The sequence below is a fragment of the uncultured Algoriphagus sp. genome (assembly GCF_963974835.1).
In the GTDB taxonomy this organism is placed as follows: domain Bacteria; phylum Bacteroidota; class Bacteroidia; order Cytophagales; family Cyclobacteriaceae; genus Algoriphagus.
The window spans coordinates 66,355-83,398 of record NZ_CAXBET010000004.1 but is presented as its reverse complement, the minus strand read 5'-3'; the positions used below and the strand labels follow the sequence as shown (position 1 = coordinate 83,398).

General features: G+C 39.3%; 12 protein-coding genes. 8 read left to right on the top strand and 4 right to left on the bottom strand.

Translation table 11 applies throughout. The features are described from left to right. Nucleotides 1–261: 261 nt before the first annotated feature. The gene (locus AACZ73_RS10345) at nt 262–630 is read left to right on the top strand and encodes a BlaI/MecI/CopY family transcriptional regulator (RefSeq protein ID WP_339877588.1); all 369 of its coding nucleotides are present in this window, start codon (nt 262–264) and stop codon (nt 628–630) included. Further along, nucleotides 627–3,014: a M56 family metallopeptidase gene (locus AACZ73_RS10340; RefSeq protein ID WP_339877587.1), complete on the top strand. Its 2,388-nt coding sequence runs from the start codon at nt 627–629 to the stop codon at nt 3,012–3,014. Before AACZ73_RS10345 ends, AACZ73_RS10340 begins: the two co-directional genes overlap by 4 nt. A gap of 167 nt (nt 3,015–3,181) precedes the next feature. Here the strand turns inward: AACZ73_RS10340 and AACZ73_RS10335 are convergent, their stop codons facing one another. Together AACZ73_RS10335 and AACZ73_RS10330 are read right to left on the bottom strand one after the other, a co-directional pair. Further along, on the bottom strand, nt 3,182–4,297 hold the full coding sequence (locus AACZ73_RS10335) for a glycosyltransferase family protein (RefSeq protein WP_339877586.1): 1,116 nt from the start codon (nt 4,295–4,297) through the stop codon (nt 3,182–3,184). A 5-nt stretch (nt 4,298–4,302) separates the two neighbouring features. Beyond that, the gene (locus AACZ73_RS10330) at nt 4,303–5,178 is read right to left on the bottom strand and encodes a UDP-2,3-diacylglucosamine diphosphatase (RefSeq protein ID WP_339877585.1); all 876 of its coding nucleotides are present in this window, start codon (nt 5,176–5,178) and stop codon (nt 4,303–4,305) included. 265 nt (nt 5,179–5,443) lie between these two features. Between AACZ73_RS10330 and AACZ73_RS10325 the strand changes: the two genes are divergently transcribed. Together AACZ73_RS10325 and AACZ73_RS10320 are read left to right on the top strand one after the other, a co-directional pair. Beyond that, nucleotides 5,444–7,921 carry a DPP IV N-terminal domain-containing protein gene (locus AACZ73_RS10325; RefSeq protein WP_339877584.1) on the top strand — a complete coding sequence of 826 codons (2,478 nt, stop codon included), beginning with the start codon at nt 5,444–5,446 and terminating at the stop codon, nt 7,919–7,921. A gap of 206 nt (nt 7,922–8,127) precedes the next feature. Further along, complete coding sequence (locus AACZ73_RS10320) at nt 8,128–8,778, top strand: bifunctional 4-hydroxy-2-oxoglutarate aldolase/2-dehydro-3-deoxy-phosphogluconate aldolase (RefSeq protein ID WP_339877582.1); 651 nt, start codon at nt 8,128–8,130, stop codon at nt 8,776–8,778. 231 nt (nt 8,779–9,009) lie between these two features. Here the strand turns inward: AACZ73_RS10320 and AACZ73_RS10315 are convergent, their stop codons facing one another. Both AACZ73_RS10315 and AACZ73_RS10310 read right to left on the bottom strand, forming a co-directional pair. Next, nucleotides 9,010–9,876 (bottom strand): ROK family protein, encoded by an 867-nt coding sequence (locus AACZ73_RS10315; protein WP_339877581.1) that lies wholly within the window; start codon nt 9,874–9,876, stop codon nt 9,010–9,012. A 90-nt stretch (nt 9,877–9,966) separates the two neighbouring features. Then, nucleotides 9,967–12,294, bottom strand: a complete 2,328-nt coding sequence (locus AACZ73_RS10310) for a glucosamine-6-phosphate isomerase (protein ID WP_339877580.1) — start codon at nt 12,292–12,294, stop codon at nt 9,967–9,969. Nucleotides 12,295–12,703: 409 nt separating this feature from the next. Here AACZ73_RS10310 and AACZ73_RS10305 point away from each other — a divergent pair, with 409 nt between their 5' ends. The 4 genes from AACZ73_RS10305 to AACZ73_RS10290 all read left to right on the top strand — a co-directional run bounded on the left by AACZ73_RS10305 (nt 12,704) and on the right by AACZ73_RS10290 (nt 17,025). Next, nucleotides 12,704–13,198 carry a gluconokinase gene (locus tag AACZ73_RS10305; RefSeq protein ID WP_339877579.1) on the top strand — a complete coding sequence of 165 codons (495 nt, stop codon included), beginning with the start codon at nt 12,704–12,706 and terminating at the stop codon, nt 13,196–13,198. A gap of 138 nt (nt 13,199–13,336) precedes the next feature. Then, nucleotides 13,337–14,707, top strand: coding sequence for an amidohydrolase family protein (locus tag AACZ73_RS10300; RefSeq protein WP_339877578.1), 1,371 nt, complete (start codon nt 13,337–13,339; stop codon nt 14,705–14,707). 107 nt (nt 14,708–14,814) lie between these two features. Continuing rightward, a complete protein-coding gene (locus AACZ73_RS10295; RefSeq protein ID WP_339877576.1) occupies nt 14,815–15,879 on the top strand; it encodes an aldose epimerase family protein in 1,065 nt (354 codons plus the stop codon). Nucleotides 15,880–16,434: 555 nt separating this feature from the next. Next, nucleotides 16,435–17,025, top strand: coding sequence for a DUF4142 domain-containing protein (locus tag AACZ73_RS10290; RefSeq protein ID WP_339877574.1), 591 nt, complete (start codon nt 16,435–16,437; stop codon nt 17,023–17,025). The last annotated feature ends 19 nt before the right edge of the window (nt 17,026–17,044 follow it).

The window sequence follows — 17,044 nt, the reverse complement described above, 5'->3', positions numbered from 1 at the left end:
ATTATAGCTCGAAAAACCCAAATGCGTTTAAGGATTGGATAGTTATTTTTTTGAATTTTCAATTAAATATCCCTTCTGTTCAATTGAAGTATAATCTGAAAATCAGACTATTTCATGATTTAATCCTATGTAAAGCAAAAATCCGAATCAAACAGTTTTTGTTTTATCGCTTTAGGTCCCCAATAAATGTTAAATTATCATCTACACTTGTAGATGAAAATAATTGTTCTACATTTGTAGATATAATTTAATCCAAAGGTAATGAAACTATCCAGAGCTGAAGAAGAACTTATGAACCATTTATGGAAGCTGAAGAGAGCTTTTATGAAGGATTTATTGGATGCGTATGACGAACCCAAGCCTGCTACCACCACTATTTCCACCTTACTGAAGCGTATGCAGGAAAAGGAATTTGTTAGCTATGAGGCCAATGGAAAGTTGCGTGAATATTATCCGTTGGTTACAAAAGAAAGTTATTTCTCAAAGCACCTAAAAGGCTTGATCAAAAACTTCTTCAACGATTCGCCAGCACAGTTTGCGTCTTTTTTCACAAAGAAGACGGAGCTCTCCGAAGAGGAGTTATTAGGACTTAAGCGTATTATCGAAGACCAGCTAAATCAGAAAAAATGATCGTCTACTTACTCAAATCCATAGCCTGCTTACTTCTGTTACTTTTAGTTCACAGAGTGCTTTTGCAGAAAGAAGTACTACACAGATTTAACCGATTTTTTCTGTTATTCTCTGTAGTCGCATCCTTTCTGATTCCGCTATATACGATTGAAGTTCCTGCGGAAACTGTAGCACAACCAGCTGATAAGATTTCTGAGCCAGTTTATTTTGAAGCGGAAAGTACAAATTCATCTCAAGAGGAGGTATTTGACGCAGTTCCTGAGTCTAAATTCAGTTGGGAATATCTTTTAATTGGGCTTTACGGATTTATCTCACTTGTTTTCTTATATCGATTTGGGCGGAACATCAAGGTTCTGGTCAATAAGATTCAGCGGAATATTAAGATCAATTACCGCGGGCAGACTTTAGTATTACTGCAAGAAGATTCCCTTCCATTTTCCTTTCTCAAATACATTTTCGTGGCAGAATCAGACCTGGAAAATGGGACATTTACCGATGCTGTATTTACTCACGAATGTACACATGTGGCTGAAAAGCATAGCTGGGATAACCTTTTTATTGAGGCATTGCTTGTGCCGCTGTGGTTTCATCCTGGGTTGCACTGGGCAAAAACTAGCATCAAACTCAATCATGAATTTATAGCTGACGAGATAGCTTTGCGCAGCACTCCCATAGAGAAGTATGAAAGTCAACTACTTGCTATGATGGTTTCTGAGCAGAAATATGGCTTGGCCAGCAGTTTGAATTTTTCATTAACCAAAAAACGATTTGAAATGATGAAGAGAAAATCAAAGAATTCCAGTACCTGGATCAAAGTGCTTGCTTTGGTTCCTGTTTTGGGAGCGTTAGTTTACTTTTTTAGTGAAAGAGTGACGGCAAAACAAGAAAATGAAAATATTGAGAGTGAAGTGTATTTAAATACTGCAAATCAAAAATATCTCGAGCCTATAGATTTTGATTTGAGTTTTACGCTGAAGCCAGATGGATTAATTCAATATGAAAATGAGAATTATGACTTGGACGCTGTAAAGGAATTGATTAAGGAGGCTAAAAATTTTAAAAATGCTGTAAAGATTAACTTAGTCACTGAGTCAGGAATTTCTATGGGAGATTTGAGTGATTTTCAGTCTTTGTTGAGAGATCTTGATATTAGGAAGATTCATTATGTTTCCTTTGATCATGGAAGAAAAAATGGTGAAGAAGATAAGTATCAGGATGTGAACCAAGATCAATTACCTAAGTTTTCAGCCGAACAAATTGAAGAGAAAGAAAAGTATTACAAGAATGCTTCATTTTTTGTGGAGAATGAAGCTGGAGAATTAATAGCCAAATCTTATGATGAGCTATCTGAATCTGAAAAAATACATTTGATGCCCCCTACAAAAGCACCTGCCAAAAAACAACCAAGCAGTAGTGAATTTGAAGCTTGGAAAAATCCGAAAGATTTTGCGCTATGGCTGGATGGTAAGGTTATTTCAAATTCTCAACTAGAGAATATGAGTATTTCAGATGTCGTTTTTTTCTTTAACAGTTTTGTCCATCTAAATGCCCGTTCTGAGCGTTTCCCACAGGAACATCAGGTTCATATGTATAGTGATGAAGCTTATGAAAATGCTTTTGGAGCAAAATCCGGAAAAGGAAATCCGCTGGATAAGGATGATAAATTTTACATTTATCCAAAAGACAAAAGAATCAACTTTGGCAAGCCTTGGGTAAAAAAAGAAAAGGATCCTGTGGCCGCACAGAAAGTAGAAACTGCAGACAAATGGCCTCCAGCAGTAAAAGCTGCTCAGATTAAGAATGATCTTCAAGCATACATAGATACTTATGCAGCCTACGAAAAGCTTCGAAAGCAAGCTCCTCACTTTGTAAACAGAAGCAAAGCGGAGCAAGAGAAGTTAACCAAGATGTTTTCTGAACTTGGTAGTATGTACTTCCAGGTTGCATTCCATGACAAGCCAAAGGTCAGGCGTCCAGTGATTCCTTATGTTCCTTACATTAAATTGACATCCAAAGGCGAAGTTTATTACAAAAAGGCAATTGATTTAACTGCTGAAGAGCGTAGTATATTAGGTCCACCACCTCCTCCACCTACTCCACCTACTCCTGGAGAACTCTTAGAGTCCTACAAAAAGGTCTCCTACCAATATGAATTGATGCGTAATAAAGGTAGAAACGATGCTTCCTTGTCCATGGAGGAGCGAAATAATTTGTTTCTTATGTACAATGAGCTCCAAGTTATATTCCTGAATATGGATGCTCCTGAACGAAGACAAGTCAAAATGGTCAATTTTCCGTATTACCAAGTTGAAGAAGATGGAAAAATTGTATTCAAAGCAGTATCTGAGCTCTCTCCAGAGCAAAGAGCTTTGAACAATTGCTAGTTTGAAACAACAAATATGTTTATCCGCTTTTTTACCAGTAAAGAGGCAAAAGCTTTACAAGCTTTGACTAACACTATAATTTAGGCCGCTTCGGTCATCGGTCTTCTGGCCCGGTGAGCAAAGAAATATTGGTTATTAGCATCATTCCCTATAACCATGTTAATAAATTATGAAAATGACTGTGTCAGGACAAAATCCGGCTCAGTCATTTTTGTTTCCAAGGTGAGCTGCTGGAAAGCATAAGGCCAAATGTTGGTCCATGCTTTCATGGAATTATCCGGGTTGAATTTAGTTTGAATTAAATTTTCCAATTTGCTGAAGTCAAAGTTGTCTGAGGCTATTCCAGCACCTGAGTGAACTGTATCAACTGCATTGCAAGCTTGCTCATATTGTCCATTGACAGGAATTACCATCACAGGCTTTTTGAGATACATCGCCTCGCAAATGGATTCGAACCCTGCAGTGCTTACCAAACCTTTACATGCAGCCATATCCCGAAGGAAGTTTTTGTCATGAACGCGGTGAAAGCTCAAATTTGGTAGTGGCTCCTCAATTTCTGCGGCGTCTTTTTTATCCCAATAAGCTCTTATTCTCAGATGTGGGTTGGCTCGGGCAAACTCCAAAATTTCTTTGCCATATCCGCAATTGACTATATAAGTGAGGAAAAAGTCGCCTGAAGTTGGAGTTAGTTTTTTTAAATCCTCCCTAAGCAGTGGAGGCACTACAGTAATGTCCTTTGTTGATTCCAATTCGTAAAATGATAGCGCCAATTTTTCTGACGAACCTATGGCAGTCATTCTTGTATTTAGCCTGAAAAGGAACTTGTTCAGTCCTTTGTTGGCTGCGTAATTAAACTCCGGATGGTAAATCAAATACTGATGTCCGATCACCCAATGCGCTGCTTTTGGTCGAAAAATGCCATTATAGATTCCTCCCAATAAATCGTAAAAATTCAGAATAATGTCAGGTTCTTCGGCTTTGACTATTTCGTGAATCTGCATTAAACTTTTCCAAAAGGTGCCAAATTTCGCTACATTCTGGCGGATCGTCTTACCTATCAAAATCTTCTTTTCATCGTTATCACAGGCAAAATTTGGACTTTCCACCAAATGGATAGGAGCCAATATTTCTCTGGAGAAAAATTCGGGAATTTCCCTTCGCTTACTTTTTCCGAGAATTACACCAGTTAATTCATGCCCTTGGGTTTTCAGTAGATTAGAAAATGCTATAGCCTGCGTCATGTGACCCCGACCTTCGCCCTGTACTAAAAATAAAAATTTCATCGATTTCATTGAATGATAGTAATAGAAGGTGGTTCGAGGTCATCCTTTGATGCTTCAAAAGAAACTTCTCTCATTGGAATAATGGTAGGTTCCGGTTTGCCGATGAAAAATTGTTGCAAACTGTCATCTTTGGCTTCTTTGAAATTTATCTCATTGTAATAGATCAGCTGCCAGTTGCCATCGTGATCCTCTGCCAAAGCACTCATAGTCTCCACCCAATCTCCTGAATTCAGGTAGTGAATACCCTCAATATCCCTGTTCTCAGGCTTGTGGATATGCCCACAAATGATTCCGTCACATCCTTTGGCTTTGGCCATTTTCGCCAATTCTTCTTCGTATTGATCTATGTAGGAAACAGCTGACTTTACTTTTCCTTTCACATATTGGGAAAGCGAAAAATAGGGGAGACCACGTTTGATGCGATGGTGGTTCACCACACTGTTAAGCCAAAGAAGAAAAGTGTAGCCGATATCTCCCAGATAGGCGATCCAGCGGAGGTTGGTGGTGATGCTGTCAAACACATCACCATGCGTGATAAAGTACTTTTTACCGTGACTTTCATACACCAAGTCTTTCTGTATCGAAAGATTCCCCATTTGAAAGGGCAGGATCTGGTCCAAAAAATCATCATGATTTCCTCTCAGGTAGTAGACCTTAGTATTGTGATTTTCAATCATTTTCAGAATTCTGTTGAAAAAGCGTGTGTGCTTTCTTTTCCAAGACCCTGACTTTTTGAGTTGCCAACCGTCGATTATATCTCCGTTTAGAATGAGATTTTCACAATCATACTGCTTCAGAAACCGAGCGATCTCTTTAGCTTTTGAGCCTTTTGTACCCAAATGTACATCGGATACGACTATCGTTTTGAATTGGGTCTTCACTATTCTGGTTTTGGATGAAAGGTAAAACCCTCAATTGAACTCAGTGTCAGTGGATTATTAAAAAAATAGTAACAATACTTTGAATTTTTCCCCTAATGTAATCTTAATGTTAAAAAGATGTGAAAATCACTGTTCTAGCCGTAAATATAAGGAGTTCAGGGTGGAGAAGTGGAATAAATGCAGGAGTTGCATGTGAGAATTTATACTAGTGGTTCTTTCTAAAGAAGAAGATTGATTTAGATTCGTTTTCCCAAATAGAACAATTATGAAGCATACTTTACTCGCATTTGTATTCTTAATGACTTTGCACACAGCCTTCTCCCAAGACAAGGTTTATCAGGGTAATTATGAATTGGCAGCTAGATTTTCACCTGAGAAAATGAAAAAACTGGTTTTCTCTACTCGAGTGGATCCACATTGGATGAAAAAATCAGACCGTTTTTGGTACGAGTTTGAAACCAGCCAAGGGAAAAACTGGTACATCGTGGATCCGGTGAGAAAAACAAAGAATCAACTTTTTGACAGAGATAAGCTTGCCATGGAAATCACCAAAATCACAAAGGATCCAGTGGACGGCCTTCACTTGAAACTGGAAGACTTGAAGTTTCTCCAGGATGAAAATACCATCAAATTCAAAGTAAAAGGTACAGAAGATGTGCTAAAAAAAGACTGGGCAGAAATCAAGGAAAAGGACAAAACCAAGAAGGATTCGATGGAGAAAAAAACGTTCGTTTTTCACTATGATATCGGAAACCAAAAGCTGACTGAAATTACTGATTCTCCCAAAGATCCCGAACGTTTGAGTTGGGCAAATATATCTCCGGATTCGTCCAAAGTGATTTATGGAAAGGAGAATAATCTCTATTGGATGGACAAGGAGAACTTCCTGAAAGCAGTAAAAGACGAAAAAGACAGTACCATCGTAGAGCACCAATTGACGGAAGACGGGGAAGAGAACTTCGAATATGGCTTCAGCGGAAGAGGCGAGGACAACGAGGAAACTGAGAAAAATAAGGATAAGAGAAAGCGTGTCGGCGCGTACTGGAGTACAGACTCCAAGCAATTTGTGATGACTAGAACGGATCAGCGAAAGGTAAAAGACCTTTGGGTGATTCATAGTACCAAGAATCCACGTCCTACTTTGGAGACCTACAAATATGCTATGCCTGGAGATAAAGATCAGCCAATCACTTACTTGCTGCATTATTCCTTTGACAAACAGGAGTTAGCCAATCTTCCAGTAGCGACTTTCAAGGATCAGTCGTTGAATGTTTGTAATTCGAATTCATTAGAAAGCTCCAGAGATGATGATTTCCGTCCAGTGACTTGGCTAGGGGACATGGATGAGTTTTACTTTTCTATTACTTCCAGGGATTTGAAGCGTGTGGATATTTGCCGCTGGAATATGAAAACAAATGAAAAGGAAGTGGTAATCGAAGAGAGAAGCAATACCTACATCGATTTCTTAAAACCGGAAATATTGGATAATGAAATTGTCTGGTGGTCCGAGCGAGATGGCTGGGGCCATTTCTATTTGTATGGAAAAGACGGGACCTTCAAGCGTCAATTGACTTCAGGAGCATTTCATACTGACCGGGTAGCTAGAGTTGATGAAAAGGGTAGAAAGTTGTACTTCGTGGCCAATGGTCGAGAAAAAGCAGAAGATCCTTATTACGAGCATTTGTATAGTGTGAGCTTGGATGGCGGCGCCATTTCACTTTTAAATTCCGGAGATTTCAATCACGCCAGCGAAATCAATGATGGTGCTACATTTTTTGTTGATAATTATTCCAGAGTGAATACTACCCCGGTTGCCGTGCTGAAGGATAAATCGGGAAATAAAGTTATGGATTTGGAAACCGTTGATCTTTCCAATCTTTTTGCCACTGGCTATCAATTTCCCGAACCTTTCACCTTTAAAGCAGATGATGGTGTCACAGATCTATATGGCGTGATGTATAAGCCTTACGATTTTGACTCTGCGCGCAAATATCCGATTATAGAATATGTTTATCCTGGTCCACAAACTGAAGCGGTGGACAAGGCTTTCTCAGCGAGATTGGACAGGACGGATCGTTTGGCTCAGTTTGGTTTTGTAGTTATCACGCTAGGGAATAGAGGAGGTCATCCAGGTCGCTCGAAGTGGTATCATAATTATGGCTACGGAGATCTAAGAGATTATGGTTTGGCTGATAAAAAAGCTGCGATAGAGCAATTAGCAGACCGATACGATTTCATCGATAAATCAAAAGTAGGTATTCATGGACATTCCGGAGGAGGTTTTATGTCCACTGCAGCAATGTTGGTTTATCCGGACTTTTTCAAAGTGGCTGTTTCCTCAGCGGGAAATCATGACAATAGTGTATACAACCGCTGGTGGTCTGAAAAGCATCATGGTGTGAAAGAGCAGATCAATGCAAAAGGTGACACTACATTTATGTACCAAATAGATAAGAATCCTGACTTGGCAAAGAACCTTAAAGGTCACTTGATGCTGTCTCATGGTAGCGCTGACAATAATGTACATCCTGCGAATACTACGAGAATGGCGAGTGCATTGATCAAGGCAGGAAAGCGCTTTGAATTAGTTGTTTTGCCGGATCAGAGACATGGCTATGGAGATATGACTGAGTATTTCTTCTGGAAAATGGGGGATTACTTTGTGCAGCATTTATTGGGGGACAATACGCCGCCGCCAGTTGATATGGTCGAAATGCAGCGGGAAAAGCCTTTGACGAAGTGAGGGAAATTTGAGATTAGAGAGTTAGAGATTTGAGATTAAGGCCCGATTCTAAAAGGATTCGGGCTCTTTCTTTTAATAGGGATAGAGTAATTATTAAAGATAGTTTTGTCCTGCGGCTGATCTGCATCGATATTACTTGAAGTTTACAAAGCAGGCATTACCTTGTATTATCAATCATGTATCGATTCAAACGCAATTAAATTCAAATGGAAACTTCAACTTCGCTTTTTTGGAAACGGTATAAAGCGGCACCAATTATAGGAATCATTAGAGGGCAATCTCTTGATGCGGTGCTGAAAATAGCCAAAGCCTTCGAAGAAGCAGGACTTACTACACTAGAAGTGACCATGAATACGCCTGAAGCAGTGTCCATGATTTCAATCTTGAGAAATAAATTTCCATCCCTCAATATCGGCGCAGGTACAGTATGTAATCTTACTGATCTCAGAGAAGCGATTGATGCTGGAGCTCAATTTATTGTAACTCCGATTATAGATGAAACTGTTATTGAACACGCTGTCGACGAAAATATTCCGATTTTCCCTGGAGCTTTTTCGCCAACTGAAGTTTATAAAGCATGGTCTCTAGGGGCATCAGCCGTCAAGCTTTTTCCGGCTACTCATCTAGGAGTGGAGTTTATCAAAGACATATTGGGACCCTTCGATGAGGTCAAATTGCTTCCTACAGGTGGAGTTTCTAAGACTAATATCAAGTCATTTTTTCAAGCTGGGGCTTATGGAGTAGGAATGGGAAGTTCGTTAATTGACAGCAAACTTGTAGAAGCAGGTGATTTTGAGGGGTTGAAAAACCATTTTGAAAGCCTTAAATCTGAAATCAAAGAATTTATAATTGGCTGAAGAAATGTTCAATGATCAATGATCAATGTTCAATAATCAAATTCAATGTTCAAGGCTAAAGAGTAGCTAGTTTTTGATGTGTTTTTTAGCACAAAGTGACAAAGTTTACATAGGGTTGAATCAAAAAGTTATGCTCTCTGTGTGTAAAAAAGTTAAGAGACAGACGGTAGTCCACAAAAAAAGTGGCCTTGCAAGAAAGCCACCTTTTTAAAACTACAAACCAATTTATACCTAATTGTTTACAACTTCATTTTCTTTTTCTAATTCCACTAAAGCGACAGCTCCATGTATTGCGGTTTCATCCATTTCCGAAAGTAAAATTTCAAACCTTTCAATGACAGTTGGGTATTTGAAAGTGGAAATGGACTGGAATAAAGCGTTTTTGAAAAGAGGGTAGGTCTTTCTGATCGATCCACCCAAAATTACAGCTTCAGGAGCCAGTGCGTATAATATATGTTTGACAAGTTCACCTAGGTGGTGACCAAATTCATCAAAAGCTCTTATGGCTGTAGCGTCGCCTGCTAGTGCAAGTTTTGCCAGCGCCTTTGGCTTGCTATGATAGTATTTTTCAAAAAACTTACCACTACAATAGTGCTCAAAGTCGTAATCCAAATAGGGTGATGAGCACCATTCTCCCGCTGCGGAATTAACTCCACTGTAAAGATGACCATTGATCACAATACCACCTCCGACACCAGTTCCTAAAGTCAGCCCGACCAAGTGATTGAACTTGCGACCTACTCCGAATTTATGAACACCAGAAGCAAAACAATTGGCATCGTTATTTATGAAAACAGGTTTGGAGAATCTGTCAGTCAGGAATTTTTTCAACTCTACATGTTGAAAAGCCGGAATGTTTGAAAGTCCTAGAACTATGCCTTCACGCACGTCTACTAATCCAGGTATTCCCACACCGATTCCTATCAGGTCATAGGAAATATAACCTTCAATGAAATTCGCAATAGTTTCAAGAATGAATTCTTTGCTTTCCTTTGCAGGCGTAGCAATGGATCGTATATCCTCTAAATGTCCATTAATTAGCACACCACCTTTAATTCCGGTGCCTCCAATGTCTAATCCTAAAATGGCTTTTTCCATTCGCTACAAATAATAAGGTTGATAGGTTTATTATAAAAACCAAGACTGACAGAATATCCTGTCAGTCAGAGTTTAGCTTGATCTTATCTATTAAAGCATTCCTTCTATGGATTTCTCCAGCTCTCTTGCCGTGGCCAAGAATTCTTCCACGTTCATATCACGGAAGAAAATTAATCCGTGGCTAGATCGCACTTTCGCGCGCTCATGCTGGTAAAAGTAATTTTTACCAAGTAATAACTGAATAGCGTTCAGCTGATCTACCCAGATTCTCTTGGCTACCGTACTGAATTTTCCATTATGAGAGTAGCTAGGGAAAGAAGCTTTCACTTGGCTCATGTAGCAATTGGCAAAGGAATCTTCCATCACAGACATATCCCCCAAAGAAACCGGTACGATTACATTTGCCTCGTGCGGTTCAAATTTGAACCATACGTTTCTATAACCGATAATTCTCAAATCACTGATATCTTTCTCTTCTCCCCACTTTTTCACAGCTGCTGCAGTCGCCTGAAGTACTTTGTAGTGAGTGTCAGGTCCTGATCCTTCTGGATCGAGTGTTAAACTAATCTTTGTAGGATTGATTTTTCTAAACATTTCCACGATCGGTTCTACGTCGCGGTCTTTGTCAGGCTGCTCTGTGAAAATATCTCCCGTGTAAAATCCGAGTCTGAGGTGATGTACATTTTTCACTTGCACCCCAAAGTGTGCCCATACCAATTCTTCCTCAAACTCACGGATCATTCCTTTCAGTTTTTGGACCTTGGAGGAATTCTTCTCTCCGTCATAGCTATTCTTGAGAATGCTGATGACATCGTTGATAGTTTCTCTGAGTTGAGTTTTGTTTTTGATTTCATATACAATAATCAAAGCTCTGACTACTCTGTGACAAAGTCCTCTTAGTCGCTCATCTGCATCTTCTGAAGCTACATTGGTAAGGTAATGATAGACGTCTTTGTCTGTTTTCAGGCTATAGCCTACCTCAAAAAAGTCTTCAAAGTTAACCATTTGAATCTTTCCGTTATCCAGAAGTTTTTTAGTCAACTGAAGTGTATCGATCACAAAAGTATTCGTCACGGCAGTAAAACCAGAAGTCAACACGGAGAAGTGGGCTTCGTTGCTAGGCTCATGAAGTTGGTTAGTGATATGAGGCAAGATACCTAGAGAGATATCATCGTGGTGTGGACCAGTGTGAAGCAACACTTCATTTCGCTCTTGCTCCAAGCCTTTGGAAAGCTTATTTTCTATGCTAGTCATCACCTGCTTTACTGTGTCCTCAGATAAATCCGGGATCAGTTTGGTGTATTTATCAGCTTTAAGGTCTGAGAGCTTTATTCTGTGACCATATTTCCCTAGTTTTTTACAGAGATCGATTACAGATCTTTCAGTTTTTTCCCAAGTCCATTCTCCCTTTTGGTAGTAAGAATCTACGGAATCAGTCAATTTGACTCCAGCTCCTTTGGTCAAATAGAACCTACCGTTTTTCAGTTTTTGTAAAACAGTTCCTGGGAATACGTTACTTAGTGGAGTCTCCAGAGAATCGCGAACTATTCCTGCTTTGGCCTCACCCGCTGCAATAATAATTGCCACTGCCTCAGGGTTGTACACAATGGTATCCAGTCCAATAGTAATCACTAGACGGTTAGAAGAAATTTCAATTCCTCCCAAATCACCGGCTGCTACAGCCTGGGTTTCAAAATTGGTTTCTGTCAATCTAGTGACAGAGAACAAATGCGAACCTCTGGTGTTAAATGCGATATGACCATCCGGACCAATTCCCCCCAAAAAGAATCCTATTCCTCCCGCATCTCTGATTTTTTGCTCGTATTCCCCGCACCATTGATCGATCAAGTAGATGGATTGCTGCTGTAGCTTTTCCAATTCATTTTGAGGATCACGGAATCTTAAAGAAAGATCTACCTTCAAGTCTGGAAATACCTTGCTGAAATGAAGACCATTTGCCAGTGGAATTTCGTCTGAGTTAATCAGAATTGCCTTCTCCTTAGAAAGGCCAAATCCTTGGATATAAAACTTATTGACGTAGTCGTAAAAGCTGTTGTTCTGTTTTGAAGATATAGGGTAAAACTCATCGATCTGTACAAATGTCAAATCTTTCAAAACTGGTTTTGCAGTGTTTCCCAACCCGTATTTTTCCCTTACGTCTTTGCCCTTTTTGTTGTCCCAGTTTTCCAGTAAAAACTGCGTCCATTTGATGAAAAATTCCGGTGTCTTACCTGTAGGCAAACTTATAACACCTTGTGGATTTGCTGCTGCCCATTCTAAAAAACGGCAAGCAGTGAGCAAGCCAAGTTTGGGAAAATTGTCAACTTGAAGGTAAGGAATGAGGGTGCTGATCTTTTCTACACCAGATTCCTGAAGAAAACTTTTTTCGACTTCTGAAAGCGGATACTTACTTAACATACTGTTCGGACAGGTTTATTTTATGGGACTTTTTGTGAAATGGTATTTATAAGAATAGATAAATCAACAGATTACAATAGTTATTTGCTGGCAAATTTTACCTAGTAATCTAGATAAATATTGCAAGAAGAACATAATTTTCTCCTACACTTTACTTAAACAAATTTAAAAAATGTTTTTTAATAAAATGGACTTTAATAAAAATTTTATAAAAGTTTTCTCTAAAAATTAATCGAAGTAAGTTTTTAGGAGTTTATCCCCGGATTTTTGCAGCTTATTTCAAATTCAAACTTTCTCCTTGCAGGAATATTTTATTGTACACTTTACTAGTTTAAAAAGTGGCATTTATCATTTAGGGATCCCCTATTTTTAATAAGAACAAAAAGCTATTTTTTCTTAACTTTCACACATGCTAATTATAGTCACTGGAGTTTCCGGAACTGGAAAAACTACAATCGGATCTGGTATTGCCACTAGTTTGGGATTACCGTTTTTTGATGCAGATAATTTCCATCCAAAGGAGAATATAGAAAAAATGAGCCAGGGTTTTCCATTGGATGATGTGGATAGAATGCCATGGCTAGAGGCGTTAGCGCAAATTTTAATTGATTCTGAGAAGACTGGCGGTGGAGTATTGGCATGCTCTGCCTTGAAAGAAAGTTATCGGGAAATATTGCAGGTGCAGGAAAATATGCACTGGATTCATCTTAAAGGGGATAGGGAATTAATATGGAGACGAATGCTTGCCAGAAAAAATCATTACATGAAGGCGACTATGCTGGATTCTCAGTTTGCAACTTGGGAAGAACCTAAGTACGGGTTGAAATTGAATATTTATCAAACGCCTGAAGAGATGTTAGTAGAGGCACTCAGATATGTGGGGATCAAGAGCAATCCCAAATGATGTTTGGACTTGCCGTTTAGTATCTATATCTTTTTCAAGTCATCTTTTTTGCCTTAGTTCCTCTGGTTATTTTTTAGAAGGATTGCATGGAGTCATTTAATAGACGAAATTGAATTCTTCTCACAAATGACCTTCTCAATGAAAAACTTCATTATCGCCAATTTCCTGTTTTTTCTATTTTCATCATCTCCTTTATTCTCGCAGACTTATCTGATTTCCAATGTAAATATCGTCACTATGGAAAGCGATGAGGTTCTTCACAACCAATCCATTCTAGTAGATGATGGGAAAATCATCAAAATAGTTCCTGCTTCAGAATCACTTGATTATGAAGGAAACCAAGTTGTTGATGGGAATGGCTCCTTTGTTTACCCTGGTTTGGCGGAGTTTCATTCACATATTCCTGTTGCTCAGAATGGCAATACCCAACTTCAAGAAGAGGCGATGTGGCTTTATTTGGCAAATGGGGTTTTACGGGTACGTGGTATGATAGGACATGCGTCGCACTTGCCTTTGAAAGCTAGAATAGATTCCGGTGAATTGGACGGTCCGAGGTTGTTTCTCTCAGGTCCCTCTTTCAGCGGCACTTCTGTATCTTCTGTAGAACAAGCCGAGAAAATGGTCAGGGATGAAAAAGCTGCGGGCTACGATCATCTCAAACTCCACCCAGGTCTGGAAATGGACGAGTTTTTGGCAATTGCCAAAACAGCCAAAGAATTGGATATTCCTTTTGGAGGTCATGTTTCCTTGAATGTTGGCTTGGAGGCTAGTTTGAAAAATGGCTATAAATCCATAGAGCATATGGATGGTTATATTGAGGCCATGATTCCAGATTATTCAAAGGTATTAGATCCCAAATTGGCTGGACCATTCACCATGTTATTGGTTAAGGAGGCGGATTTAACCAAGCTGCCAGCATTAGTGGATTTGACGTTGGAGACGAAAGCTTGGATTGCTCCAACTTTAACACTTTTTGATCGGTATTTTGGTTCAAAGCCCGCCGACGAATATAGAAATATCCCGGAGATGAAATACATGTCTGCCGAGCAGGTACAAAACTGGATTAACGCCAAAACTCCTTATGAAGAATCAGGCGTGTTGACAGCAGAGAATGTGCAGCCATACCTGGAATTTCGCAACATGCTTTTTATGACTTTACATAAAGCCAATGTCCCCGTTCTTATGACTTCAGATTCCCCTCAGGTATTCAATGTACCTGGATTTTCCATTCACCATGAGATAGAATTGATGTCTGAGGCAGGGATGTCCAATTATGAGATTCTAAAATCCGGATCTGTAAATCCAGCCAAATATTTTGATGAGGAAGGGGAATGGGGCGTGATAAAAACGGGAGCTTCGGCTGATTTTGTATTGGTTTCCGAGAATCCATTGCAAAATCTTAACACGTTGCAAAAGCCTTTTATGGTCGTGATGAAAGGGAAAATATACGACAGGAATGAAATACAAAAACAACTGGATAGAATAGAAGGCAATCATAAAAGAGATTGATCAATAACCTTAACAATTCCCCAAAGAAAACCATGTTCTTAAAATATAATCTACTCGCCCTTTCATTCTCCTTGTTAATAGTGTCATCCAGCCTTGCCCAATCAAAAATGAAGGAAAATAAAGATGTTTCTTCACTTTCTATCACAGGCGAAAAAGTAGGGACTTGGGAGGACAAGGATGTATTCCACTACACTTTACAAAATGGTAGAATGCAAGTGGAGTTGACAAATTATGGTGGAATTATATCAAGGATTATTGTTCCTGATCAAAATGGCAAACTTGAGAATGTCGTTTTAGCATTGGAAGAAATTCCGGATTATTTCACTAAAAACGGTCCTTATCTAGGAGCCGCTGTGGGAAGATATGCAAATAGAATTGGAGGGGCTTCCTTTAGGTTGGATGGGGAGACTTTTCAAATCACTAGAAATAATGGAGAAAACACACTTCACGGTGGGAACAAAGGATTTGGAGTGAAAGTATGGAAACCGGAAATTTATAAAAGAGACGATGCAGTAGGAGTGAAGATGACTTACTTAAGTGTAGATGGGGAGGAAGGTTTTCCTGGAAATCTAGAAACGACTCTCTGGATGGAATTGACCTCGGACAATGAACTGAAACTCAGATTTGAATCAACTACCGATAAGAAAACTGTCGTGAACTTGACCAATCATTCCTATTTCAATCTGAATGGAATGACCGGAGATGTGCGGGATCATGAGTTGCAGATTTTTGCCGATGCTATCACTCCTTCTGGGCCTGGACAAATTCCTACTGGGGAAATAAAACCCGTTGCAGACACCCCTTTTGATTTCCAAACTCCAAAAAATCTAGGGGCTCAGTTGGATGCGTTGGGTGAAGGCTTTGATCATAATTATGTTACGAAAAGAGAAAATTCTTCTGAGCTCAAAAAAATTGCGGTCGTCACCCATCCAGAAAGCGGGCGAGTGATGACAGTATTTTCAACTGCGCCGGGAGTTCAGCTATACACTGCAAATCATGTTAGGAATTTTGCTGGAGCAGATCGCAAGACCTATCAACCGCATTGGGCACTGTGCTTGGAACCGGAAGCCTGGCCGGATAGCCCAAACAAACCAAGCTTTCCCTCAACTAGTTTGGCTCCAGGCGGGAAATACGTGCATGAGATTGTGTATGAGTTTGGCATAGAAGAATAAGCGCGGATTTAGGCTTAATTAATTAAACTAAATGATTTTCCGCAATGATGCCAGTCAACTTAGATTCTTTGCTTATCAGGTTGAAAGACCGATGACCGAAGACTCCCGCAGTGGCGGGACAGGCAGAAGTGGCCTCAATCCTTAAGTATAAAATATCATATATTCCTTTTGCCAACTTACTGATAGAAAAGCGGATATACGTATTAAACTATTTTATTAGCTTGTTTTTCAAATAATAGCCCATGAAAAACATTCTTATTAAAACTGCGCTTTCCTTAAGCGCCACTTTTTTATCATGCACTCTTTCTGCTCAGAATTATACATTCAAAAAGTAAGGGAAATCCGTGTCGAAAGTCTAGTAGAAGTAGGAATTAGGGACTATTATCCCTTGGGAACTGGCGGAGAAATATTTTCTGTCTAAAAGCGTAAAACTTTCAACAGACTGAGTATGCTTTACACAGGGATAAAATAGTAATCGTTTCTATTTCGCTCCAATCCACATGGGAATGGTACTTGCAAGTTTGGGGATAGTACACTAAACCAACTAAATTTCTTATGAGAACAAGTAACGTTAACCAACCCGCAGCAAAAACCTTCAGTAGAAAAGCAAGGATTACTGGAGCAGTGCTGCTTTCTTCATTTTGTCTAGTCGGAATGACTTCATGTGAAGATGACGATGATGACCCAATTTTAACCAGCTACAATCAGCAAGACAGAAATTTTGCATTGACTTCTTCCCAATATCTAAACGCACAGGTTGATTTCGGTCAATTGGCACTTGATAAAGGTGAAGATGATTCCGTAATTGAATATGGAACTATGCTCGTTTCTGAGAACACAGAGAGCAGTACAGAATTGCAAGGTTTAGTAGCCGATTCGGATGTTGAGATTTCGGATGAAATATCTACTTCTATGCAGGCTAAAATGGACGAACTTTCTCTTCTAAGTGGAGAGGACTTTGATGAAGCTTACATTGAATTCCAACTTGAATTGTTGAATGACAACATCTCAATGTTTGAAAATCAAAATAACAACGGAGAAAACAATAATCTAAAAGCTTTCTCTGACAAGACTTTGGAAAGAGTTAAGGATCAAAGAGAAGATGCTTTACTTGTGAAAGCTGAAATAGAGATTGAAGATATTTAATCTAGGAAGTCAGAATGTA